Source organism: Mesorhizobium muleiense (assembly GCF_900099905.1).
In the GTDB taxonomy this organism is placed as follows: Bacteria; Pseudomonadota; Alphaproteobacteria; order Rhizobiales; family Rhizobiaceae; genus Mesorhizobium; species Mesorhizobium muleiense.
The window spans coordinates 1-23093 of sequence record NZ_FNEE01000025.1 but is presented as its reverse complement, the minus strand read 5'-3'; the positions used below and the strand labels follow the sequence as shown (position 1 = coordinate 23093).

Sequence of the window (23093 nt, the reverse complement as noted above, 5' to 3'; positions counted from 1 at the left end):
TGTCAGTGGCGTTCCACAAATTCGCTCGCATGCAGAACGGAATGCAGCGTGACCCCATGTTGGGCTAGCAGCGCCGTAGCTCCCTCGTCGCGGTCCACGAGGCAAGCAGCGTCACCTACAATGCCCCCGGCGCGGCGAACCTCTTCAATCGCCTTCAATATCGACTTGCCGCTTGTGGCAACGTCGTCAACGATCAGGACGACTTTTCCCTCGAGATCTTCTTTGGGCCCAAGACCTTCAATCACGTCCCTTGTGCCATGAGGCTTTGGAGTCTTGCGAACGAAGATCGTGTTTATGGGTTTGTTCATCGCCGAGCTGACAGCTGCCATCGATCCGATTACGGGGACCGCTCCCATTTCAAGGCCGCCGACGTACTCTGCTTTCACTTGCTCAGCGATTTTTAGGAACTCAAGAGCGGCAAGTTGCGCGCCTCGCGCCATCATCATGGTAGGCTTCATATTGAAATAGATGTCGCTCTCTATGCCCGACGAGAGCGTGTAGCGTCCGGATCGAAAAGAGCGCTCACGGACGATTTCGCGGAGTTCGTCCTTGTCGTGTTGGCTGGAATCAACTGGTCTGAATTTTGCCAGTGCCGCCATAGATCTGACCTCGCCCTAGGGAAAAAATTGGGTGCGGCATGCACCTAGTCACTACCGCTATGTGGCTTATGCAAGTGTTCGCGGGGTGTGTCAATTAATGTCAATACCGGTGCGACCGTTTCGCGCAGATTTTTCCATTATCGTTATTGGGTGCCTAAAGCGTGATCACGGGTTTCCCTACGGCTGGGTAGCGTTGGCTACCCGCCCTTGCCCGATCTCGGCAGGCACGGCTTTTCTCGATGCGGGCCGTCTCTTTGAGGATTTGGGCGTTTCATCCTCGTCCGCTCGAGTTCCGCCTCGCTCGGCCCCGTTTGCGCCAGCTTCTTAACCAGGTTGCGCATGAGGTGAGCGTTTCGGCCGCCATGTCGGCCCGTGTCGCTCTTGTGATGACGAGGGGGCAAGGCCGCGCTTTTCGTGCAACCTCCTCGTAGAGGCGCGAGAGGTAAAGTTCGAGCCGCCGAGAATTTTTGTCATCAGCACCGCGGCGCAACATTTCGGCTCGCTTCATCTGACGACGGTAAAAAGCAAAGTTCAAGGTAGGTCGTAGTCCACCTCCCCTGCCGGCCGAGTCTTTACGGCGATATCGGCGACAGGGGCGAGCGTCTGCCTCTGAGGCAGACGCCGAACAGCAGGCCGAGCCTTACACTGATTTTGGTGACATTGAGTTCGCCGACACCCGTGAGATGGAGCCTATCACGGGCGGGAAGCGCCTTGTGGCAGAACTCGACAAGCGGCGCTACGTTCTGGACGCCGGCGTTGCTGACAGGACATCGAGGCGCCCGAAGGTTTCGATTGCCTGCATCAGCCGCGTTCCACCTGCCTCTCACCCTGGCAACCATTTTTCGTCAATCGATCGATCCCGGACGCCGTTGTTGGACTTCGCTGTGATCAAGATCCGCGGACCACTCTTGCTCCCTCGCGGGCGAACCGCGCTTTCCTTGCCGACCCCGCTCGCGGCTTCGGCGATCACCGCCACCTTGTCGATAAGCCGGCCACCGGCTCCCCGTCGCGCTGGTTCAATAAAATATCATTGTGAAAGTTCATGGTTTCTTCCTTTCCGATGGCGAGGCTCGGCTTCCGCGAGATAGTCGTGGACGACCTTCCCGAGCGCGAGCGTGAGATCGGCGACGAGGTGTACGGCCGAGACTACTTCCAGCACCGGCAGTTCGGCGACGGGGGCAAGCGCATGCGACCAGAGGTTCAGGGCTGCCGGGCCGGTCCAGGCGCCTCTCAGATCGATGTCCTCCAGGTGGTATTCCACGAGTTCGCAGATGCGCGGCGTGCCGTCGACATGCGGGATGATTTTGAGGAGGAAGTTCGGGTCGGCGAGCGAGGCCTTAACGCTCGCAAGGTCCGCGGCCCGGTGCTTGTAGCCCATCGTACCCGTCGCGACGCGGACCGGGCCGTAGTCCAGCGTGCCAACAAGCGTGTCCGTCTCTGTTCGGAGCGTTGGGCTGGCGAGCTTCTTGGGAAAGCCCCACAACTCGCGTCCGCCCGCTGTCGGCGGATGGTCGTCGAGAAACATGCAGTGGGTGTAGCTCCCCATGCGGCCGCAGAAGGAGACAGGGATGACCTGTCCGCTTTCCGTGTAGTCGCCGAAGCCCGTCGAGTCCGGCATGCGAATGAACTCGAATTTGACCAGAGGCTCGCACACCTGAAGCGGCTCCGGCACAAGGTCGCGCAGTTTTTGCGGATCGGTGCGATATGTGATGATCAGATACTCCCGGTTGCTGAAGCGATATGGGCCGGGTGGGTAGGCCGGGCTGGTCAGGGGCATGGCGAAAGCTCTCCCACGGACGGTATCTTGGTGCATGTTTGAAATTCCTTTGTGCTGGCTCAAGTGGGCTTAGATAGGTCTCGATGATGGCGGCGAGGCTCTCCGAGGTGCCTTCGTTAGCCTGGATGCATGGCGTGATCGCGCGTAGCCATTTTGCGCTGGGCCATTGCCTCGGGGCGCACTCATTGTATGGTCGCGGACGCGGTTCCATGGGTCCGGTTGTAGTCGAGAGGCAAGATTCGAGGTAAAGTGATTTTGTTCCTCATTTGAAGGCGCTGCTTCCCGTCTGCTCTCGTGGTAGGAGGAAGTGGAGTGGCGGCCAGCTCCGATTTCGCCTCATGGCGGGGTTTGCGGATCAACGCGCACGCGCCATGCCAAATGAGAATCGTTCGAGGCAAAGCGATAGATCTTGCTCAGCTACGTTACGCCTCCGACGTTGTCGGACATCGGATAGCGCCGAACAGGACCGCTTGCGGATTGGGAGGACGTGTCTTTTGCGCAAGAGGACCTCCGCCCCTCAGGCAAATAGCTCCGACCGGGGCGCTATGCTTCACCACCGTCGGCCCGGGAAGTAACGCTCTTTATGCCGAGGTGTTCTCCCACTGGACGCCGCGCATTCGCCATCATGTGAAAGAGTTCTACTGCTCGACGACCAGAAATTCTCGACCAGCCGGGGCCATGCGGCTAGGGCAAGGAGGCTCTGGGCCCAAAGGCAGGTTGACGTCGTGCGTACCCATTCGGCGCTGGTACGCCCGCAAGGTGAGCTGGACGCGCTCCGCCGGGGGAACGAGACATTTCAAGGGATCTTGCGATATCCGTCGTGTTAGCCTCGCCGTCTTTACCGGTGTGGTTCGAGGCGCTAGTCAGCGTGACGCGCCTTGCATAGTGCCCGATCACCCGAGAACGCCTGTGATCCATCGCGAGGAAATACAGCGGACCTCATTTGCTGGCAGAACGCCTATCCGACCCAAGTACCTTCTAATGGCGGCTGGCTATCCTGCGGCGCAGATTACTGCAGTCGCGCTCGAACGTGGGCAGGTAGCGTCGCTCGACGCCTGGCTGCAGAAGTGGAGGCAGCGAAGGGCATCCGATACATTGGTGCAGCATTACGTGCTGTCGGGGCTCAACGCCGCGCTGATTGAGCCCAATGCCGCCGACTTGCCAGCCGCGTGGTGATTTATGTCCACGAGGCAAGGATCCACACGCGGCGGTGGCGGCACGAGGACCAAGCCGCCCCGCACTTTCGACCCGGCGCCAAAGTGCCACTGCTCGAGGACGCCGGCCAGTCTAATGACAGGCGAGCCATCCAAGCTCTCACCTGTCCTAAAGCGGCTGGCTCAAGAGGGCGAAACCCGACAGCGGCAGAAGACATGTCAGGTCCACGACAATCGGCCGTGTTTGGGCTCGTGGAGAATTTTCAAAGCATTCCCCGCCGCTTACCGGAGCTGAGAGGGGTTGGCACGCCCATTGCTGCTTGATGGGCGGCAACACTGTGAGAGGGCTGAATCGCATGCAAACGCGCAAGACGAGCGATGGCCTCCTGATCCGTGTGTTGCGATTCTGACAGAGAAACCAACTACGCATAAAAGCCACGAAAGGTGTGGGTAGCTTTGGATAAGAACATCATGGAACTGCGTATGGGGTCCCCGGCTCCTCCGATCAAAGTGGAGAACTGGCTGCGTGGCGAGCCCGTCACGAACTTTAAGCCCGGCAAGGTCTACCTCGTTGAATTTTGGGCGACTTGGTGCGGACCATGTGTCGACGCCATGCCCCATTTGATTGAACTGCAGGAGAAATATAAAGACAGCGGATTTGAGATTATCGGAGTCGCAGCTTGCGAACAGGCTGCAACCGCGGACGAGGCGCGGACCAACGTGGATGCCTGGCTGACCGAGAAGTTCCCGAATCTGAATTATCGTATCGGGTTCGATTACATTGGCGAAATGAACAAGCTCTGGATGGATCCCAGCTCTTCGATTGGGATTCCCACCTCGTTCGTGGTCGACCGCGACGGCCACATCGCTTTTATTGGCCACCCGGCGGAACTCGATGACGTTTTGCCGAAAGTCCTTAACGGCAGCTGGCGCAGCAGCTATGAAGCGAAAGCCGCCGATGCAAAGCGCATCGCGCATAACCAACTTGCAGCGCGCGAAATGTCGCTTACCCGGCCGATATACGCCAAACTTACGCCGGCGATGCAGGCCGAGGATTGGACGGCGGCGCTCTTGGCCATCGAAGAAGGCCTCGCCTTGATGCCAGACTCTTATGAGTTCCGGCAGATTCATGCGGATCTTCTGCTTCACAAGCTGCGCGACATCAAGACCGGCATGCCGGTCATGCGAGAATTGGTCGAGGACGCGATCGACAAAAAGTTCGAAGCGGTGTCTTGGATGGTCATGGCGCTGAACCAACTCTTCGATCCCACGATCGACAACTCCCATCTTCCGCATGATGATCGCTTTGCGATGGGCAACGAGCTCTCAGAACAGATCCTGGAACTTAATCCTCCGCAAGGCGACGGGCCCCTTAAATTCCGTTGGTACATCCCGGTCGCTCAGTATTATTACGAGAGCGGCAACAAGGATCGCGCGATCGAGTTGATCGAGGTGGCAATCAAATCGCTGGACCACCCGGAGCCAATGCCGGACCATACCAAACAGTACTACCTCACCCCATTGCTCCAAGCACTGGCCAACTACACGGGTGAGCCTGCCTGTCACGCGGATCTTTGTGTGGCTCCGCAAAACAAGGCATCCGAAACTCAAAACGCAGTCACTTCCTGAGCAAATATCGCGAAGGGGATGACAATTGGAACTGAACACTGCCCAATCCGCCCATCGAGGCTCGCTTCGCAGCAAGTATGTCGATGCAGCAAGGGCAGGCGGCTTGGGGCAGGTTGGATTTCAATTGCGTTGACCACCGGTCGGATCGCGGCGCAGACGATGTGCGCCGCGAATTCGCGCCGTAGGTCTCGCACTCGTGGACATGTCGAGGTCGGCCACGGGGCATTCTTGGGTGGGGTTGGCCCGCCCAAGCCATTCGTCGGCCACGCAAGTGGGCCCGGAGTGGGCATCGCAGGAAAGGGAAATCGTCTCTCGAAGACGAAGACTGAAATGAGGAACAACGAAATGCCTCATGCACCGGGTGGCCCTGCTGTCAACAAGGACGACGAGGCCCTTGCTTCCCCGTTTGTCAAATGCCTTCTGCGGCTGATCCGTACTCAGGATTCCTTCGGCTTATGGGAAGGCAATTCGGACGCCGAGCTGCTGGGCGAGTTCATCATCACCAAGCAACAGCAATGTGCGATACCCTTTGGCGGCGATCCCGATCCTGACGCGCTGTGGAGGCTCGACATGTTTTACACCGCCGTGGCGCTTGCGATTGAGGAGCGCTCCGGCGCGTCGACGTCGCCAATAATTGGAATGAAACCCCTGGGGGCTTCCGGCGGTTGGTCGTTCTATCGAGACGTCCACCGGTTCGGCTTCGAGACTTTCCGCAAACTGGCTGAGGCCGGTACGAAACTGGTCGACGATGCGACTGCAGCCACTGAAGCCTAGCCCGAGATGGCGCGCATCAAGAAAACCATTGTTCCAGGAAGGATCTATGTCAGACCTAGATAAGATGAGGAAGAAAGTCCGAAAGCTCCAGTTGCGTGCAGCTATTGCCAAGATGGCATTGCAGGACCTTGTCGAGGGTCTGCCGAAAAAGTGGGCCGACATACAGGATGTCGCCGAGAAAACCCACGCCGTTTATGCCGAGTTGGACGTTGCCAAGAGAGAACTCGCTTCAATGAAGAATTTAGGATGATGCGCACATTCACCACCCGTGACGGCTCCATTTGGATGCCGTCGTACCTGACCTTCATCGATAGCAAGACCTGCATCGGCTGCGGCCGTTGTTTCAAGGTCTGCTCGCGCGATGTCATGCATCTTCACGGCGTCGATGACGCGGGTGAAATCCTCGGCCCCTGCAATGACGAGGATGACGATTTCGATGGCGAGCTCAATCGCATGATCATGGTTGTTGACAATGCCGGCCGCTGCATCGGCTGCGGAGCCTGCGCCCGCGTCTGCCCCAAGAACTGCCAGACGCATGTTGCGGCCGACGAGCTCGCAACATGATCTGGCGAAAAACCAGGAGAACGGCGTTGCACTTCATATCTTTTGTCGGCTCGTGGGGCTGGTCCTGTGCAGCAATGCGTCGATGGTTTACTTCGCTTCGCATTGGACCCATGTGGCAGTCGTCACGACGCTGGCCTGTTCGCTGCTGCTTCAGGCCGGCTATCTCGACACCGTGCTCTTTCTGATCTGGCGGTCTAGCCGAGCTCGTGGAACTCGCCACATGGGCCAGCATGTCAATGGTTCCAGGGAAGCTCGGTATCAGTCGCCTGACTCTGATCAGCTGCGGAATGAAATTTTCAGCTGTTGTCCCGGCTTATGGTCGAATGCCCAGCATGTGCTGCTGCTTTGATGCGCGGATGACAGGATCAGTGCTCAGACCCACACCAATTTTGGTCACCCTCTGATGACTGAGTTGATCGTATAGGGAATCTGTGTTCGGCTAAGACGCGACCACATTCGGTTTGCCCTTAGGCCGGGAGATGCGGGTGGTTGGTCGATTAGGCACATAAGAGTCATCGCAGCACGCTGGATGCGGTCTGCTTGTCGCAATGACAAACTCGGTGCTGCAATAACGATGAACGTCTTCTGCACCCGCTTCGAAAGACGGGTGGCTTTGATCACACGCACCCTTGGGCTGACCGGTGCGTAGCCGGTTCAGGTACTTTTTTGCTGGAGAGAGGATGCTGGAAAAATTCGAACGTTATCCGCTCACCTTTGGGCCCACGCCGATCGAGAGGCTCGACCGCCTCGGCAAGCATCTGGGCGACAAGGTGGAAATCTACGCCAAACGCGAGGACTGCAACTCCGGTCTCGCGTTCGGCGGAAACAAGCTGCGCAAGCTCGAATACATTGTGCCCGACGCGATCGCGTCAGATGCCGATACGCTCGTCACAATCGGTGGCGTGCAGTCCAACCATACGCGCATGGTCGCTGCGGTCGCCGCCAAGATCGGCATGAAATGCCTCCTGGTCCAGGAGAGCTGGGTCCCACATGATGATGCCGTCTACGACCGGGTCGGCAATATCCTCTTGAGCCGCATCATGGGGGCAGAGGTGCGCCTGGTTGACGAGGGCTTTGACATCGGCATCCGCCGCAGCTGGGAAAAGGCACTTTATGAGGTCAAGGCAAGGGGCGGCAGGCCCTATGCGATACCGGCCGGCGCCTCTGTCCACAAATACGGCGGCCTGGGCTATGTGGGGTTCGCTGAGGAGGTGCGCGCCCAGGAAAAGCAGCTTGGGTTTGCCTTCGACTATATCGTCGTCTGTACGGTGACTGGTTCAACCCACGGCGGCATGCTCGTCGGGTTCGCCAAGGACGGTCGACATCGCAACGTGATCGGTATCGATGCCTCTGCCACCCCCGCCAAGACCAAGGCGCAGGTGCTTGGCATAGCCCAACATACAGCGATGCTCGTCGATCTCGGGACGGAACTTGTGGAGGAAGACGTGGTATTGCTCGAGGACTACGCGTATCCGCGTTATGGCGTTCCATCGGAGGAAACCAAAGAGGCAATCCGTCTGTGCGCGCGGCTCGAGGGCATGATTACCGATCCCGTTTACGAGGGCAAATCGATGCAAGGGATGATGGATCTCGTCCAGAGGGGCTTCTTTCCAGATGGATCGAGGGTCCTCTACGCACATCTCGGTGGCGCCCCGGCGATCAACGGGTACGGCTACACCTTTCGCAACGGCTAACGTTCGGCAGACTACGATTCCGCCGTCCTGCCGTACCGGACGTGCATAGCACTGTTCAGCGCTGGGCCGGAAAGGCCGAGGTCAATTTCGCGGACGTCGATGATCTGTAGAACTGTTCATTCGCTCCGCAGAGGGCCGGCGAATCCAATCTCTTCCTATGCCGTTGGCCGTAGAAAGACACGAGGCCGGCGAGTTCGTGCTCAGCTGCCACTCTGTTAGCAAGGGAACGGAATCCAATCCCCCGGAGCAGATGGCGAGAGTTGAGCGAGGACTGCGGTCGGAGCTCCTGCGCTTCCGGGTCTCCGAGGGACGACTTTGCGAACCGAAGGGAGTTTGATGCGTTGACGTGGCCGGCGTGTGCGGCAGGTGGGCCAGCGACAGGGCTCCCAGCCGGCCGGAAGCACCGCCCTCTTCAATGTGCGTTGACTTCGCTTCCTTTGGCGAAATGTGGGTAACGGCGAGGTCCGCACAACTTCCCGGACCCAAATGACCGTCGAGATTCCCGCCCTTTTGGTGCGTTCGCCGTGAGGCGCGACAATTCGGTGCCCGGGTGTAACTGCGCGCATTCGCCGAAGCTTAGACGTGGTGCATTCCCGCCCGCCCGCTTGGCGGACAGTTCCGGCCGTGCTGGTTTTGCCGGCCGTAACGCCCGCCGCTCGTCGGTAAGGCCTCACTGCCACACGCCTCTCCGGCAACGGCTCGGCGCATCGCGCAACCCGGTTGGCGCTCAGGCCAGGCCCTTCGCTAGTTCCAACGCCTGCCGTTCGAAGAGGCGGCGGTAAATGCCACCATCGAGATCGATCAGCGCGGCATGATCGCCGTCCTCCATGATGCGGCCACGATCGAAGACGAGCAGCCGATCGAGCGAGCGGACTGTCGACAGCCGGTGTGCGATGACGAGTGTGGTTCGACCCACCATCAACCGATCCACCGCTTGTTGAATGAGCACCTCGGATTCCGAATCGAGGCTCGATGTGGCCTCATCCAGGATAAGGATCGGCGCGTTCGCGAGGAAGGCGCGCGCGATCGCCACGCGCTGGCGCTCGCCGCCGGAGAGCTTCAAACCCCTTTCGCCGACCAATGTCCCATAGCCCTTCGGCAGGGGCGCGATGAAGTCGTGCGCACTGGCCAGCCGTGCCGCTTGCTCGATCTCGGCCTGGCTCGCGCCAGGCCGGCCATAGGCGATGTTCTCGGCAAGCGACCTGTGAAACAGGATAGGCTCCTGCTGCACTATCGCGATCTGCGAACGGAGCGACTCTTGGGTCACCTCGGAGACGTCCTGGCCGTCTATCAGGATCCGGCCGCCGCTCAGGTCGTAGAGTCTCTGGATGAGCTTCACGAATGTTGTCTTGCCGGAACCGGAGGGTCCAACCAACCCAACCCTTTCGCCAGCTTCAATCGACAGCGAACATTCGCTATAGATCGGCAGGGGATGGTTGGCGTAGCGGAAGTGGACGTTCTCGAAATCGATACGGCCCTTCGTGATCCGGATCGGCTTGGCCTCTGGTCGATCCGCAACATCCAGCTGCTGATTGTGGATGGCCACCAGTTCTTCCAGTTCATTAACCGAGCGCTGCACGTTGCGTACATGCAGGCCAGCATCACGCAGATAGCCCTGTAAGACGATGAAGGACGTGAGAACATATGCTATCTCGCCCGGCGTTGCCTGTCCATGCGACCACAGAAGCAAGGCGTATCCGATCACCGCCACCCTGAGCGCAACCAAAGTGACGCCTTGGGTTGAGCCGATGATCGTTACCCGCACCCAACTCCGGCGCGTGCGGTGCCGCCATTTGGTCATGATATTTGCAAGGCGCTCGTCTTCGCGGATCTCTGCACCGAAGGCTTTGACCACAGCGTTGCAACTGACCGCGTCCGCTAGCGCGCCGCCTAGCCTTGTGTCCCATCTGTTAGCAAGGCTCGCCGCCGGCGCGACATAGCTGAGCGACAGCGAAATCGAGAATGCAAGATAGATCAGAGAGCCGCATGTAAAGATCACGCCCATGACCAGCCAGTGCCAGCCGAGCAGCACCGTCGAGCCGATCAAGATGACAAACGACGGGAACAGCGCGACTAGTATAGTGCTGTTTAGGAGGTCGAGCGCCGACATGCCGCGCGTTATTTTGCGCACTGTCGAGCCGGCGAAGCTGTTCGCATGCCAGTCTGTCGAAAAGCGCTGGACATGATGGAAAGCTTCGTTCGCGACATCGGACATCATCTTCAGCAAAAGGTCGTTAATGCCAATGAAGGCGATGTGGCGCATGGCAATGGCAGCGAGCGCTAGCGCAATCGGTACAGAGAATGCTGCAACAGCTGAATCCCGGGCTGGTGCTGCCGCGTTAGCAGCACGAGAAACAGCGTCGATGAGACGGCCAGAATAGACCGGCAACAGCACGTCGACGAGCGTGGAGGCAAGCACCGCGGCCATGATGATCGCGAGCCGCACCGGCTGCCGGCTCCAGTGGCGGACAGTAAAGGCGAAAACGTCGCGACAAGTGGCGTCGCGCCCATGGACGGGGAAACGTTTCATAGTTTCCAAGCGGGCGCATCGACACGCTCGGTCCCAAAGAAGTTAAATGACAAAACTGGAATTTTCGACCTCCCCCACAACAGCATCAATTTTGGCGGGCAGCTCCTGCCGCCTCACGACGGTGGGGTTCAAAAGTCGTGCCAACTGAGCGGGAACAGCCGAAGGACAAATTCAGCAGGTTACCGAGCCTGGAGAAAGTCAGCCGCGATCCAGTCGAATACGATTGCTATGGCTTCCCCAACTCGGGGAAGATTGGAAAAGAAGGGCCGATGTATCGATTGAATGTTGAACTTGTTCTTTCTCTACCCAATAAGCGGAGCGTGTGCCGGTAATCACGTGGTGCATCACGTTGCCTCGATCAAATAAGTACAATTGCAACGCAGCTTTCTCAAGTGCTCGGGGCTTAGGTGCTGATTTCAAAAACGCGCCGCGAATACTTTCCTGCCCATATTCCGTCAATCGAATGCTCGACTGTCGGATTGTGCGCTCCCCGACACAGTGCTGTTCGGTTCGCCTCCTGGGTACCTTGCTCCAGTCGGTTTACAACCTGAAGAAAGCTCCGCTCGCAAGGTGGCACGACTCTTGAGGGTACGTCTTTAGGTGCGGAAGAAACTCCGGCTGTCGATTCCTGCGCACTACGCATGTTGCGATGCTGGGCTGGAGCTGTGCACCAATGAGAAAGCAACTGAAGGAGAGATCGTGCCGCGGATTGAGCTCGAGTTTGGTCTATTCCTCGACATGACTGATGATATCGCTCAATCCGAACAGTTGTTCGAACTGTTGTCCGCGTTTGCGCTGAAGTTCGATTGCCCGTGGATTGCCTATGGCCCGCTCGCATCAAAACAGAGGGTTTTCAAGCCGAACCGACAGGATTCTGTGGTGATGTGGAATTATCCTGCTGAATGGCAGGAGCGCTACTTGAGAATGGGCTATGCCAAAATAGACCCACTCATCAAGAAAGGTCGAAAGGAGGCAGGGGCCTTTCGATGGAGCGAGGTGTATACCGATGAAAGCATAACTGAAGATGGACGCCGCGTCTTGGACGAAGCAGCAACATTCGGCTTGAGGTCAGGCGTTACCGTCCCATTACATGGCCCTGCTGACAGCTTTAGGTTTATGAGTTTTGCTCAATCCTCGGACTGCGAATTGCAAAATAGAGCGATCACTTACCTGCAAATGGCCGCGCTACGGTTTCATCTGATGGTTACGAAGTTCGACACTACGACTGCGTCGGAGCAAGTTCATAACCTGTCTCCGAGAGAAATACAGTGCATTGATTTGGTGTCACAAGGAAAATCGTCATGGGACATCGGAACTATTTTAGGGATATCGCGATATACCGTAGATTTCCATCTAAAAAACGTGATGCGGAAGTTGGATTCGACCAGCAGAACATTAGCTGCTGTAAAGGCGTCGAAACTTGGGATTATCGAACCGCAATAGGTGCGCAGGTAGTTCTCCGCCCGTAGTAGCGCGAGTGATAGCCGAGACGCTCCGGCGTGCGCTCGCTCTTTCGAAGCACCCAGCGCCTCGTCCATCTCGGCCTCGAGCACCTGCATCACCGCGCGGATCACCTCGTTCAATCTATCCCGGTTCCAAAGCAGAATGTCTTTGACGGCAGCGCTGCCGGTCTTACTTTCTGTCTTGATCATGGCGGCGTTCCTTCCAGGGAATCGGTGACGTTGAACACCACCTTGTCATGACTGCCCACTCTCAGCGAATTTGCAGAACTCAGCACACCATTCCGTCTTAAGCGACTGACGCATGAGTGATGTGTGTCCAAAATCTGACAGCCGTCAGAAAACATGTCGGGTTCAAAACAGCGGAACGTCTTAGCCTGTCGGGCTTTTCGAAGCCTATCACGCAGTAACTGCGCGCCAGGCGCACTGGCACGGCCTTTGCTGGTTGAGCTGCGGCACTATTGCGGGCTGACCCGCATGAGAACACGGAACTCGCTCGATGAAAGGGATGATCGACCTCATCCAGAAAGCTTCTTTCCGGCGGGTTCGAGCGTGCTGTGCGCGCATCTCGGCGGCGGGCCAGCGATCAACGGTTGAGGCTACATCTCCGGAGCGAGTGATGCCTCGAAAGATGCAATGCTGTCTCTGGTCCGACGCGCTCGAAGTTTGTGAAGAGTCGGCCCGGCAAATCGGCGAACCGGGCGGCGTAGGCTGCCAAAAGGGTAGATGGCCGCGTTGCCTCAGTAGATCAGCAGGCGGTGCCAGAAAGCCAAAGGCACACCATCGTGGCGCTTCGACGTAAGTAGATGGGAGTCGTCACCAGTGATTTTGCCGGAACTTCGCTTAGCAAACACAGCCGGCAGGGTTTTGGAGATAACGACGACCACGGGATGCATCGTAGGATGTTCATATTGTCCCCAGGACAAGTTCGCGGTCCGGCAAAGAAAAGTGTCTCATGCGAGTCATCTGGGTCTTGAAGATTTCAAGCGGTGTGGCCCGCGTACCGACTTCCGTCGACATTGGTTTTGCGGGATACTCCGAACCTTGGCTCAAACCGGACTGCACCGAAATGGTGGAGCACGCCTTCGCCAAAGGCCATGGCATCAGGATTTTTACGACGCTGGTGGGAATGAACGGGCAGGACCTGCAACGATTGCAAGCCTTGCGCTTAGGCGTATTCGTGGTTCATGTTTTCGATGATGGCACCTACATGAACAGCCGCCTGGTCGGAGACAAGTATCGCGATCTGGTTCGTCAACTCGTCGACGCGGATATCCCCTTGATCCGGTTCGTGGCTTTGGGCGAGCCCCACCCAGATATAGCCGACATTATTCCAACCGAAGCACTGTTAAAAGCGCGGCCCATGAGCAGTAGGGGTGGAAGCGTCGACCCTAAGATCGTTGCACCACGCCAGTCAGTGGTCGGAGCCCTAACCTGCGTGGACGAACGACAGTATCGGAATGTTCTTCTTCCAAACGGCGACGTTACCCTGTGCTCCATGGATTTTGAGCGGCGTCACGTATTGGGCAACCTTCTATATGAGGGTTATTCCGCGCTGTTTGAAAAGCCAGTTTTTCGCGAAATCGTCGATCGGATGAATGGAGCGGATGGTTTTCTGCTTTGCAGGATGTGTGAATTCGCCGACCCTAACGACCGGACCTGAGTGGATGCCGGCCGAGAGGGCGTGCCTGGCAATGTGGATGGCCCCACGACAAATGCACCTGCCCGCGACGCCATCGTGTTTTCGCGTGACGCGCGCATGATCCCGTAGGCGCGGCAGTCGGCCTCGAGCATTTCGAAGACGAGCTCATCGAAAGTGGTTTTCGCCTTCCAACCGAGCTTGTCGGCCTGCCTGCCTTGAGGTAACCCCGCTCACTGGTCAACCTCGGGTCGGACGGACACAGCGTTCGTCGATCCCGATCAGCGCTGGATTGCCTACTCACGGCCACCTCGTCAACCAACGCCTTCACCCTCCCAGACGATCTCCTTTTCGACTCGCCTGAAGGCAGCAGCCCCAGCGGCGGCCGGGGATGGTTGCCGTCGCGGTAGTGGACGTTCTCGACACCGATGCGGCCCTTCGCCCGCGCCTCTCCCGGTTGCTTCCGCCTGGCCTACGAACGGGCTTTCCGTCAAGGGCGCCCACGGCCCCGCCCTCTTGATCCGGCGGCTCGGGCCAATCATCTCGCGCAAGAGATCGGAATCCGCAGTCTTCTCTAAGAGAGCGCGGCTTTCGCTGTGTCATCGGTCATCAAATGAATCAGGTTGGTGTCCGCAGCCCGAGGTTGAACGGCGAATATTGATGACCGCCGCAAAGCCGCTCGCTCGCTACGGCGCTATTGAGGAGCGCGCTCGCGAGCGGCTTCGCTGCCGCCGAGCTACACAACCTCTGGCGACGCGACCCTGCTAATCGTCCTTGGACTCATTCATTGTCCGGAGACGCTATGGGTAGGCGATGGCATACGTCAACTACCCGATATCGTAGTATCGGTGCTTTCGCGGAAGCTATAGAAGCCATCTTGTTGGAGCAAATTCTCCGAAGGCACCCGAATGGAGGGCAACGCAACCAACGATGATGATCGCGGCATCACCAGACCAACCAAAGCTTCCTCTGGTATTCTGCTGCAATGTTAAACGACGAACATCGGCCGCAAACCACTAGCCATTAAACAGCTCTCTTCTTTGAACGACTATGTGCAGAGGAATCAATATGAACACCGACGCTTTCACGGCCCATGAATCTAACGTTCGTCGTTATTGCCGGGCGTTCCCCGCGGTCTTTGCGAGGGCACTTGGGGCCACCATCTGGGACGAGACCGGTAAAGCATATATCGACTTCCTCGTTGGGTCCGGGGCGCTCAATTACGGGCACAACAATCCGGATATTATGGCGCCAGCGATTGAATATCTCTTCGGTGAGAACATTCTTCTGTCGCTTGATATGCATACGGCGGCAAAGCGTGACTTCATTGAAGGGTTCGTCGATTGGATCCTGAAACCCAGAGGCCTTTCGTACAAGATTCAGTTTCCCGGGCCGACCGGCACGAACGCCAACGAAGCGGCGCTGGCGCTGGCGCGAAAATACACCGGCCGCTCGAGCGTCATGGCCTTTACGAATGCGTTCCACGGCATGTCGCTCGGCTCTCTGGCGGTGTCGGGCTCGGCCTCAACCAGGGAACTGGGAGGCGTTGCTCGCCACGATGTGATCCGTGTTCCCTATGACGGCTATCCGAGCCAAGCTTTCGATTCCGCCAGTTACATCGACCACGTTTTGAGCGACGCGGGGAGCGGTATAGAAAAGCCTGCCGCAATCATTCTGGAGACGATCCAGGCGGAAGGCGGCATGAACGCCGCATCTGCAGCTTGGCTCACGGAAATTCAGCGCATTTGCCGTACTCACGGCATTGTTTTTATCGTCGACGATATTCAGGCGGGTGCCGGCCGAACTGGCGATTTCTTTTCATTCGAGTCCGCAAAAATCGAACCGGACATTGTGTGTCTTTCCAAGTCCCTAAGCGGTTCAGGTAGCCCGCTGTCCATCGTTCTGATTCGACCCGACTTGGACATATGGAAGCCCGGAGAACATAGCGGGACCTTCAGAGGCAACAATTTCGCCTTCGTAACGGCAGGAGCCATGTGCAAAATGTGGTCGGATAAACGATTTACCGCAGGTGTCGAGCGGACAGCCGTCAGGCTGCAAACGCACCTCGCCCGCCTCGTTGCGAAATTTCCAAGATACATCGAACAGAAGCGCGGCCGCGGTCTGATGGCCGGCCTGAAATGCCGTTCACCGGCAGTGGTCGGCCGCGTGCACGATGTCGCATTCGAAAATGGCCTTCTTATCGAATCCTCGGGGCCAAATCGCGACGTTATCAAAGTCCTCCCGCCGATAACCATCACCGATGCCGAACTCGATCGTGGCATCACCATCCTTGAACACGCACTACAGGAGCAAGACAATGCCTAGTCAGATATCTCAAGTGCCAGCCATCTCGCCGGTTTCGATCAAAGAACGGACCGGGTCGATCAACACGGCGGAGATCATCTCGGTCCTGAAAGGTGAGCTCACCGCTCTGCACATCAAGCAAGCTTTCAGCACCGAAGTAGCCGAGGAGATCACTACGAACTTTATTGGAAGCTCCGGTCTCAGAGAGCGTAAAGATGGTGTGCCCGGACAATATGTCGGCGCATCTCACTACAGGAAGGATGCAGCCACCTATTTCGCAGACGCCGAAAACGCGCGGCCGTACGTCGATGCCCTTTTTAAGAGTTTGGTTGACCCGGTTCGAGCAGTATTCGGGGCGTTGAAGCGAGAGCTTCACAACCAGGGCATCGAATTGCGGCTGGCCCGTTCCGAACACGGCCAGGCCAATGTTTGTCGCGCTCTCAGTTGGTCGGGCTCAGGCACGTTTTCCTTGGATCCACACGACGATGTCGCTCAAGTCCTACGTGCTGGCGATGATTACGAGCTTTCTTCGGTGGCGCACAACACTGTCGCAGCACTCAACTTCTATCCCAGCATGCCTGAGGAAGGCGGCAATCTGAAGCTCTGGAGCCACAAGCCGACGGTTGCGGACCGGCTATCGCAAGGTGTGGAGACCACTGGATATCCCTATTCGGCAGCCTATCTGGAGGCCGTCCCTTGCCGCGAGTTCGAGCTCAAAACCGGGGATATCGCCCTAATCGATGGCGGCTTCGTTCACGGGGTTACCGGTCAATCAGGCAACGGAAAGCGTCGCGTGCTGCTGAATTGCTTTTTCGGATTTGCCCGGCCTGATCTTGTTCTCTGGTGGACCTGAAATAGGAATGTCGCAGCGACCGACCGGATTTAGCCGGCAGTTAAAGCGTGAGCATCCTTCGTCACGGGGGACTTGCCACGGGTGATTTCCTCTAGCTGCAATTAGAGTCCATCCTAATTGATGTAGAAAGAAGATCACTCGTGGCGTGAGTTCCAACGAGGACATCGTTGCTTGCAAGGGGCCGGCCTCCGAAGCAGGGAAAGAAACATGTGGATCGTCGCACGAATTCTTTCTTGCGATCCGCGACGACTGCGGCGTCATAGCTTTGACCGGTTGAAAAGCCATTGACCATCCCACTGAGATGAACGCCTTGGATCCCTCGCCTCCGGCCCCGTCGCGTGCGTAAAGCGTCTGCCCTGGTAAGTCAGCACGGTAGAGATTGGGCCGGAATATTCTCATGCATCATGGCGCGCCACCTCCCGTCGAACGCACTATCGATCTCGCCGTGCCAAGACCGATCTCCCCGCGTGACTTGCCAAATGGTTGCCTCGCTATCCGCGGCTGACGGCTTGGGTGGAAGGCACCATCGACACACTTTAAAGATGGCTCAATATAACGAAACAATCTTAGATTCTCAGTTTTTGAAGGATTTCTCGAAAGGTCGCTCCGACTGAGTGAAAGCTGGCCTGACTCCTGGTCGCCCCGCAGAGGAGAGGCCGAATACCTCGCGAGCAATTGCCAGTCTGTCTTACGGCGGGAAAACTCAAACGTCAGTTCCTGTCCGGTTGGCTCTTGAAACAGAAGTCCATGGCCGTGATAAGCTTCGCATACCAGGAAATGTACTTGGCGCTACCCCGGAGGTAAAAGTAGGCGAAAATCACCTACAATATTGATGTTGTTTCAAAACATGATAACGAAATTGTATTATATTTTTAATATATAATTTGTTGAATTGGCCCCCAATAACGTGATATTGATCCCATAAGTTAACTGGATCAGGGGGTCTCATTCTTTTATTTTACTTAGGCAGAAACTGAGTTGCGAGATTTTCCAGGAGCCCAACAGGGGGCGCCGATACAGACGGAGGATGACTATGACCACGCTACCGCAAATCTCATTGGCGAAACTGTCTGCCGATGCGACGCGACATGAAGAGCAACAGCGCTTAGGCAATGCATGCGAGGTGTCCGGGTTCTTCTACCTTATCGAGCACGGAATCCCGAAGGAACAGATCGCGGATGCCATCGACGCGTCCCGGCGGTTCTTCGCGTTGCCACTGGCTACAAAGGAACGCTTCGGTCACGCCGCACAAAACGTGTACCCCACTATCGCACGTGGATACAGTCCGCTGTACGGCGAAATCCTGCATCCTGAGGCCGGCCGCGATCCAAAGGAAGTGTTCGATCTCGGAATCGACAACGAAGGCGATCGGCGTCCGTTTGCGGGGAGCACACTGTTTCCGGATGAGGCTTTGGCTCCTGGTTTCGCGCGAAGCCTGCTTGCCTTGCAGGCTACCGTGCTCCGCGAAGTCGTCCCGCAGCTCGGAACCGCGCTTGCCGACGTGATCGGTTTGGAACAGGGCTGGTTCCAACGGTATTTCAGCCCGCCGACGCTCGAGCAACGCGTAATTCGGTATCCAGCTCGCGGCGGCACGTGCGCCAAGCACACCGATGGTGGCTTCTTCACGCTGCTGCTGCAGGAGGAACTCCCCACCCGGTCGTTGCAGGTGTGGTTGCGCGGGCGCTGGATGCCAGTGCCGAGCCTGCCCGACAGTCTCGTAGTCAATTTGGGCGATATGCTTCAGGCTTTGAGCGACGACCGCTTCAAGAGTACGCCGCATCAGGTCGCGCACAATGGTCTGACCGACCGAATTTCGCTTCCCTTCTTTATCTATCCCGACGTCGACGCGCGCCTGACTTCGCGGGAAGGGCGCCACACCTTCAGTGTCGCGGAAATGATGCTGCGCAATTACGAGTCAGTCGAGACAGGGAATGGCGCCGGGCGCGCCCGAGAGTTGCAGTAAAGTGTCCGGTGTCCTCAGGCTGCCTAAACTCATGCGACGACCACCTCGGGGTGACACGCTGGGAGAACTCACGCAAAATCCCGCGTCGCGCGTATAGCGCGGCGGCGGGCGGACGGAAGCCGTCTAGTCATGGTCCTTGCAGCCCTTAGACAACCTTCAAGAACAGAAAGATACTCATGTTCGTGAGTCATGATCTCACCTATGCATTGCAGGCGACCCAGAATTGGGTCAGCGATCTGGCGTGGAGACTTCGTTGGCATGATCGCGAGCGGGTTTTCCTAGCTTTGATTGCAACGCTGCACGCCCTGCGCGACTGCCTGGGTCGGGACGAGGCCGTGTACATGGGTGCGCAGCTGCCAGCCTTACTGCGCGGCTTTTATTACGAGGGTTGGCACCCCGGCCGACGGGCCATAGCCAGAAACCGGAATTCGTTTCTCGATCGGATCCACGACGGCGTCCACCGCGACCCGGCAGTGGATCCGGAAGAGGTCGCCCGCTCCGTCCTAGGCCAATTGGCGGACCGTTTGTCTGCAGCAGAGATCGAAGAGGCCAAGGCTGCAACTCCGAGAGTTCTGCATGACCTTTGGCCAACCTGAGAGACTTGTGCCCTATTAGCGTATACGCGAAGCCAACGTATCTGCATTCTGGCGATCCATCTTGACCGGTATCGCCTCGAGCGCTCCTTCACGTGTCGGATTCCCATGAGCACGAACCCGAAGTCGCCCAACCAATCATTGTGACAGCGGGCTAATCCGATCACCTCTATTGCCCAAGGCTGACGGAGTTGCGGAGTGCCTCTTGGTTCACTTGAACCTGAGCCCTCCACGATCCTTCCGTTCGCGATCGGCAGACCGACGAATTGCCGACACCTCCATTTCTGCTAGAAGCTTCAGGTCATTCATCTCTTCCAATCCCTGATACAGGAGGGCTGCTGCTTGCCCGAAGCATCGCAGGGGTTAGTAACCCGCCCCGCAATTTGTCAGAGCTGACGACTACCGTGCCGCGATACAGATCGCGAACATGAAGGCCTAGGCACAGCGGTATATAGACTTGTCCCGAGCAGGGCCGACTGACGCCGAGCCAATGGATAGGCGCCAGAACGTCTGGGAATGCTCCGCCGAATAATGCTATCCCTTACGGCATTCACGTCTCGATTAGCGCTCATTCAGTATGGCGTGAGAGATCTTTTCAGCGACCATAATTGTTGGGATGTTCGTATTTGCTCTAGGGCAGAATGGCATCACCGACGCGTCGGCGACTCTTAAGCCCGACACTCGGTGAACGCGCCCAGACGGATCCGTGACACTAGTTGGCTCCAGAGCAGGTCCCATTCGACAGGTCGAAGTCGGATGGAAGTTTCCAAAGGCATTCTGGCGTATAAAGTGGTCGAGAAGCCCGTCGCTCTCGAGGAGGTCTGATACGCTATGACCATCGGTGATTACAGATCTTATGAGGCTTCGACGCAACCACGAGGTACTATCCATAAGCGTGGCGACAATGGAAGTGAGCCCGAAATTAAGGCGATTGTACTTGCTAATCCGCTTTGCTCGCCCAGTCCAGGTAGAAGGAAATGGGTCAAGTGCGAGCGCCACCAGCGCCTTGTGCTGAAGCAGCTGTGCTACGAACCGAAACGCCTCCTTCAACCGCTCAGCATCCCGCTTGTCGCTCAACATATTGAAGTTCACCTCCGGCTCAGTAGCATGAGAAGAATTCTTGAGCGAAACCGTTCCCGTCGAGTAGGCGCGGTTGACCCAAAAAGCCAAGGTGCCGAGGCGTTTACCGATCGGATGCCACGCGGACTTGGCGAGGGCTGAGATAGCCATATCGCTCGACGGGCAGCCCTCGAAACCTGACGAGTAACGAGCATGCATCTGAATGTAGCCGGTCGCGACAGGCGCCATGCGATCGTCCTGCCTCAAATACGCCGAGATGGCGACGCCCGGGTGCTCTTGAAGATTTTTCCCGACACCCTTTATATCTGCGACGACCGGGATGCCGACGTTTAACAGCTGTTCAGCTGGGCCGATCCCGGATCGCATCATCAAGGCCGGCGAATGGATGGCGCCGGCACATAGGATAACCGTTGACGCGCTAAATGAGGGCTTCCCGGTCTCACTTTCGGTCTCGACGCCAGTTATTTGACGTCCTGAACAGGTTAAACGTACCACCGTCGTCCGGGGCAGGATTGTCAGATTGGGTCGAGCTCGGACGCTCTGCGACAAGTAAGCCATTGCAGCTGAGACGCGATGACGGTTGAGGTTCGTCAATGGAACAACTGAGTGACCATCTCCAAACTCGCCATTAAAGTCTGGTCGAAAGGGTATCCCGTTATCTTCCAAAGCGTTCGAAGCGGCGCGAATAAATCCGGACCATTCTGCTTTGCTCACGCGTCTAATCGGCAATGGACCGTCGTTGCCATGAAATTCATTATTAAAATCCAGATCGCACTCTAGTCGGCGGAAATATGGCAGGACACCTTCCCAGTCCCAGCCCGTCGCACCGCAAGACGCCCATTCGTCATAGTCTCCGGGGGCTCCCCGATTAGCTACTTGAGCATTAATGCTAGAGCCCCCGCCCATGACCCGGGCTTGCTCATAGTGTGTACGCCTGCTGACATCCTGCACTATGGTTGCGCTGAGCGAGGGCCACTGATAACGCGGGTTGTAGTAAGCCCTCGTAGGGTCGCCATCGAGGATATCATCAGGGATAGCATCGGGGCAAAAGTCAGGACCAGCCTCAATGAGCAGGACCCGAGTTCCATTAGCCGATAGCCTGTTCGCCATGACGCATCCGGAAGAACCTCCACCCACAATTATATAATCGAATAACAAAGACGGTCCCCCGTTTTCTGCGCCCTGGAGAAGTGTCAGGCCGCGCGTGTGTTCGGCGACTTCATGTGATCGCTAATACAACTGGCCACGTGGCAAGCCGAGTGGGTGACTCAGGAACTAATCCGCGCTTCAGACCGTGGCTTTCGCTCAAACCAAAAGGGTTGGGCGGCACGGGGCTCTAGCAGGATCTTTAGTCCACTCGGGGAATGGAGAAGCTCATCCAGGAGAGCTCGGCCTCTACTTCGACCGCACCGGCCGGAGGTTCGATCCGTTCGTGGTTTCCAAGAATAGCTGTCCAATCTCCGCATATCCATCGAGTTTTGACCAATTGTGAATTGCCTACCACGTTGCGAGCCATTGTAGATGTGTTTAGGTCGATCTAGGATGAGTATATACTCACTGGTTTAAGGGCTCGCCTCCCCCCTAAGGTATGAGCATGTCCCAGAGCTCAGCCGTGCCGAACTGCCGGCTTTGCGCAAACACCGGTACGGCGATTCAGCTCGGGGTCGCTGACGGTTCGAGGTGCCCATCTGAGATGCGCGTCGAACAGCGACACAGTGTATATCGCGTATTTTGGCTAAAATCCCCCACGCGTATTGGTAGGGTGGCAGTTTCCCGGCCAAGGCGAGTTGCGGCGAGAACAGCGACTCTCGTAAGCGAGCGGGATCGATCCTCGCCGTCGACTTTGAGGTGGGCATTACTGGTGCAGCGCGGCCGGAAGCCGAATGAGGAGCCATCCAAAAGCTGGCCGATGCGACGGTTCCGGAACATAGTCTTCCCACCTGCATCTCGGTTCCTGGGGCGCGGAAGACGAGTGAGCCCGCTCATGTCTCATTTCTCACAATGCTCTACGCAGAAACTGACGTCGCTACGTTGATGGCTCTCTTAAAGGACTCGCTCAGTCGGATCCGCCAGCACGTCGCGCTGCTAGCTATCGATGTTCGATGCCGTGGAGTCGCTTCGGTGAGGCGTTCGCCATAGTGTTCTTCACCGCGCTGATACTGTCGCGAACAATTGACAGACCGCGGCGCAGGTCAGCCTCGGCAATGGTGAGAGCAAAAAGGAATTTCAGTACCTCATTCTGTTCGCCACAGGTCTCGATCACCAAGCCGCGACGAAGAGCTTCCCGCGAGATTTGCACAGGTAATGAGTGGTGCTTTTGAAATACGAGTCCGTACATCAGTCCGCGGCCCCGTACACTCAGGCCGAGGTTGGGGAAATCGTCTATGATTAAGTTGAGCTCCTCAGCCAGAATGGCGGATTTGCGTCCGATTTCTTCCTCGAACTTGGAGTCAGCCCAATAAGTCTCAAGAGCCGCACGA

General features: G+C 57.3%; 18 protein-coding genes and 2 pseudogenes. 14 read left to right on the top strand and 6 right to left on the bottom strand.

All coding sequences use genetic code 11. The features are described 5' to 3' along the window. Positions 1-2 precede the first annotated feature (2 nt). Positions 3-599, bottom strand: coding sequence for an orotate phosphoribosyltransferase (pyrE, locus tag BLT09_RS28230; RefSeq protein WP_029356507.1), 597 nt, complete (start codon positions 597-599; stop codon positions 3-5). Between the two features lie 1027 nt (positions 600-1626). Next, positions 1627-2412, bottom strand: a complete 786-nt coding sequence (locus BLT09_RS28225) for an acetoacetate decarboxylase (RefSeq protein WP_029356505.1) — start codon at positions 2410-2412, stop codon at positions 1627-1629. A 945-nt stretch (positions 2413-3357) separates the two neighbouring features. On the opposite strand from BLT09_RS28225, the gene BLT09_RS28220 reads away from it, so the two are divergent. The 7 genes from BLT09_RS28220 to BLT09_RS28190 all read left to right on the top strand — a co-directional run bounded on the left by BLT09_RS28220 (position 3358) and on the right by BLT09_RS28190 (position 8191). Continuing rightward, entirely contained in the window at positions 3358-3552 is a 195-nt protein-coding gene (locus BLT09_RS28220) for a hypothetical protein (RefSeq protein ID WP_029356503.1), read from the top strand. A 449-nt stretch (positions 3553-4001) separates the two neighbouring features. Continuing rightward, complete coding sequence (locus BLT09_RS28215; protein WP_091599457.1) at positions 4002-5159, top strand: TlpA disulfide reductase family protein; 1158 nt, start codon at positions 4002-4004, stop codon at positions 5157-5159. A 330-nt stretch (positions 5160-5489) separates the two neighbouring features. Then, the gene (locus tag BLT09_RS28210) at positions 5490-5933 is read left to right on the top strand and encodes a DUF269 domain-containing protein (protein WP_236473426.1); all 444 of its coding nucleotides are present in this window, start codon (positions 5490-5492) and stop codon (positions 5931-5933) included. A gap of 46 nt (positions 5934-5979) precedes the next feature. Next, entirely contained in the window at positions 5980-6183 is a 204-nt protein-coding gene (locus BLT09_RS28205; protein WP_091599454.1) for a CCE_0567 family metalloprotein, read from the top strand. Continuing rightward, complete coding sequence (gene fdxB, locus BLT09_RS28200) at positions 6180-6497, top strand: ferredoxin III, nif-specific (protein WP_029356496.1); 318 nt, start codon at positions 6180-6182, stop codon at positions 6495-6497. The genes BLT09_RS28205 and fdxB overlap by 4 nt, the downstream gene beginning before the upstream one ends. Then, the gene (locus BLT09_RS28195) at positions 6469-6846 is read left to right on the top strand and encodes an exopolysaccharide production repressor protein (RefSeq protein ID WP_091599450.1); all 378 of its coding nucleotides are present in this window, start codon (positions 6469-6471) and stop codon (positions 6844-6846) included. Before fdxB ends, BLT09_RS28195 begins: the two co-directional genes overlap by 29 nt. A gap of 331 nt (positions 6847-7177) precedes the next feature. Beyond that, positions 7178-8191, top strand: coding sequence for a 1-aminocyclopropane-1-carboxylate deaminase (locus BLT09_RS28190; protein ID WP_091599447.1), 1014 nt, complete (start codon positions 7178-7180; stop codon positions 8189-8191). A gap of 727 nt (positions 8192-8918) precedes the next feature. On the opposite strand, the gene BLT09_RS28185 is transcribed toward BLT09_RS28190, so the two are convergent. Next, complete coding sequence (locus BLT09_RS28185) at positions 8919-10721, bottom strand: ABC transporter ATP-binding protein (RefSeq protein ID WP_091599443.1); 1803 nt, start codon at positions 10719-10721, stop codon at positions 8919-8921. A 600-nt stretch (positions 10722-11321) separates the two neighbouring features. Between BLT09_RS28185 and BLT09_RS28180 the strand changes: the two genes are divergently transcribed. Continuing rightward, positions 11322-12164: a LuxR family transcriptional regulator gene (locus BLT09_RS28180; protein WP_236473425.1), complete on the top strand. Its 843-nt coding sequence runs from the start codon at positions 11322-11324 to the stop codon at positions 12162-12164. 16 nt (positions 12165-12180) lie between these two features. Here the strand turns inward: BLT09_RS28180 and BLT09_RS28175 are convergent. After that, a pseudogene (locus BLT09_RS28175) lies at positions 12181-12373 on the bottom strand (transposase); the annotation flags it as partial. Positions 12374-12674: 301 nt separating this feature from the next. Here BLT09_RS28175 and BLT09_RS33980 point away from each other — a divergent pair. From BLT09_RS33980 to BLT09_RS28150, 6 genes and pseudogenes are all read left to right on the top strand, one after another. Further along, positions 12675-12778 (top strand): annotated as a pseudogene (locus tag BLT09_RS33980) (1-aminocyclopropane-1-carboxylate deaminase); the annotation flags it as partial. A 358-nt stretch (positions 12779-13136) separates the two neighbouring features. Then, complete coding sequence (locus BLT09_RS28170; RefSeq protein WP_236473424.1) at positions 13137-13844, top strand: radical SAM/SPASM domain-containing protein; 708 nt, start codon at positions 13137-13139, stop codon at positions 13842-13844. 1044 nt (positions 13845-14888) lie between these two features. Next, the gene (ectB, locus tag BLT09_RS28165; RefSeq protein WP_091599440.1) at positions 14889-16145 is read left to right on the top strand and encodes a diaminobutyrate--2-oxoglutarate transaminase; all 1257 of its coding nucleotides are present in this window, start codon (positions 14889-14891) and stop codon (positions 16143-16145) included. Further along, complete coding sequence (locus BLT09_RS28160; RefSeq protein WP_091599437.1) at positions 16138-16977, top strand: 2OG-Fe(II)-dependent halogenase WelO5 family protein; 840 nt, start codon at positions 16138-16140, stop codon at positions 16975-16977. The genes ectB and BLT09_RS28160 overlap by 8 nt, the downstream gene beginning before the upstream one ends. Before the next feature lie 1033 nt (positions 16978-18010). Next, the gene (locus BLT09_RS28155; protein ID WP_091599567.1) at positions 18011-18940 is read left to right on the top strand and encodes a 2-oxoglutarate and iron-dependent oxygenase domain-containing protein; all 930 of its coding nucleotides are present in this window, start codon (positions 18011-18013) and stop codon (positions 18938-18940) included. 176 nt (positions 18941-19116) lie between these two features. Next, positions 19117-19536, top strand: coding sequence for a DUF2267 domain-containing protein (locus BLT09_RS28150; protein ID WP_091599435.1), 420 nt, complete (start codon positions 19117-19119; stop codon positions 19534-19536). Positions 19537-20094: 558 nt separating this feature from the next. Here BLT09_RS28150 and BLT09_RS28145 read toward each other — a convergent pair. Further along, positions 20095-21771, bottom strand: a complete 1677-nt coding sequence (locus BLT09_RS28145; protein WP_091599432.1) for a GMC family oxidoreductase — start codon at positions 21769-21771, stop codon at positions 20095-20097. A 931-nt stretch (positions 21772-22702) separates the two neighbouring features. Beyond that, positions 22703-23093 (bottom strand): aminotransferase class III-fold pyridoxal phosphate-dependent enzyme (locus tag BLT09_RS28140; protein WP_139172701.1); only part of this gene is annotated, 391 nt, incomplete at its 5' end.

Bases quoted from the DNA above. Each gene is read 5' to 3' on its own strand.
- ectB (WP_091599440.1), top strand. From the start codon at position 14,889: ATGAACACCGACGCTTTCACGGCCCATGAATCTAACGTTCGTCGTTAT.
- BLT09_RS28150 (WP_091599435.1), top strand. From the start codon at position 19,117: ATGTTCGTGAGTCATGATCTCACCTATGCATTGCAGGCGACCCAGAAT.
- BLT09_RS28170 (WP_236473424.1), top strand. From the start codon at position 13,137: ATGCGAGTCATCTGGGTCTTGAAGATTTCAAGCGGTGTGGCCCGCGTA.
- BLT09_RS28205 (WP_091599454.1), top strand. From the start codon at position 5,980: ATGTCAGACCTAGATAAGATGAGGAAGAAAGTCCGAAAGCTCCAGTTG.
- BLT09_RS28195 (WP_091599450.1), top strand. From the start codon at position 6,469: ATGTTGCGGCCGACGAGCTCGCAACATGATCTGGCGAAAAACCAGGAG.
- BLT09_RS28225 (WP_029356505.1), bottom strand. From the start codon at position 2,412: ATGCACCAAGATACCGTCCGTGGGAGAGCTTTCGCCATGCCCCTGACC.
- BLT09_RS28160 (WP_091599437.1), top strand. From the start codon at position 16,138: ATGCCTAGTCAGATATCTCAAGTGCCAGCCATCTCGCCGGTTTCGATC.
- fdxB (WP_029356496.1), top strand. From the start codon at position 6,180: ATGATGCGCACATTCACCACCCGTGACGGCTCCATTTGGATGCCGTCG.
- BLT09_RS28155 (WP_091599567.1), top strand. From the start codon at position 18,011: ATGACCACGCTACCGCAAATCTCATTGGCGAAACTGTCTGCCGATGCG.
- pyrE (WP_029356507.1), bottom strand. From the start codon at position 599: ATGGCGGCACTGGCAAAATTCAGACCAGTTGATTCCAGCCAACACGAC.
- BLT09_RS28220 (WP_029356503.1), top strand. From the start codon at position 3,358: ATGGCGGCTGGCTATCCTGCGGCGCAGATTACTGCAGTCGCGCTCGAA.
- BLT09_RS28190 (WP_091599447.1), top strand. From the start codon at position 7,178: ATGCTGGAAAAATTCGAACGTTATCCGCTCACCTTTGGGCCCACGCCG.
- BLT09_RS28215 (WP_091599457.1), top strand. From the start codon at position 4,002: ATGGAACTGCGTATGGGGTCCCCGGCTCCTCCGATCAAAGTGGAGAAC.
- BLT09_RS28210 (WP_236473426.1), top strand. From the start codon at position 5,490: ATGAGGAACAACGAAATGCCTCATGCACCGGGTGGCCCTGCTGTCAAC.
- BLT09_RS28185 (WP_091599443.1), bottom strand. From the start codon at position 10,721: ATGAAACGTTTCCCCGTCCATGGGCGCGACGCCACTTGTCGCGACGTT.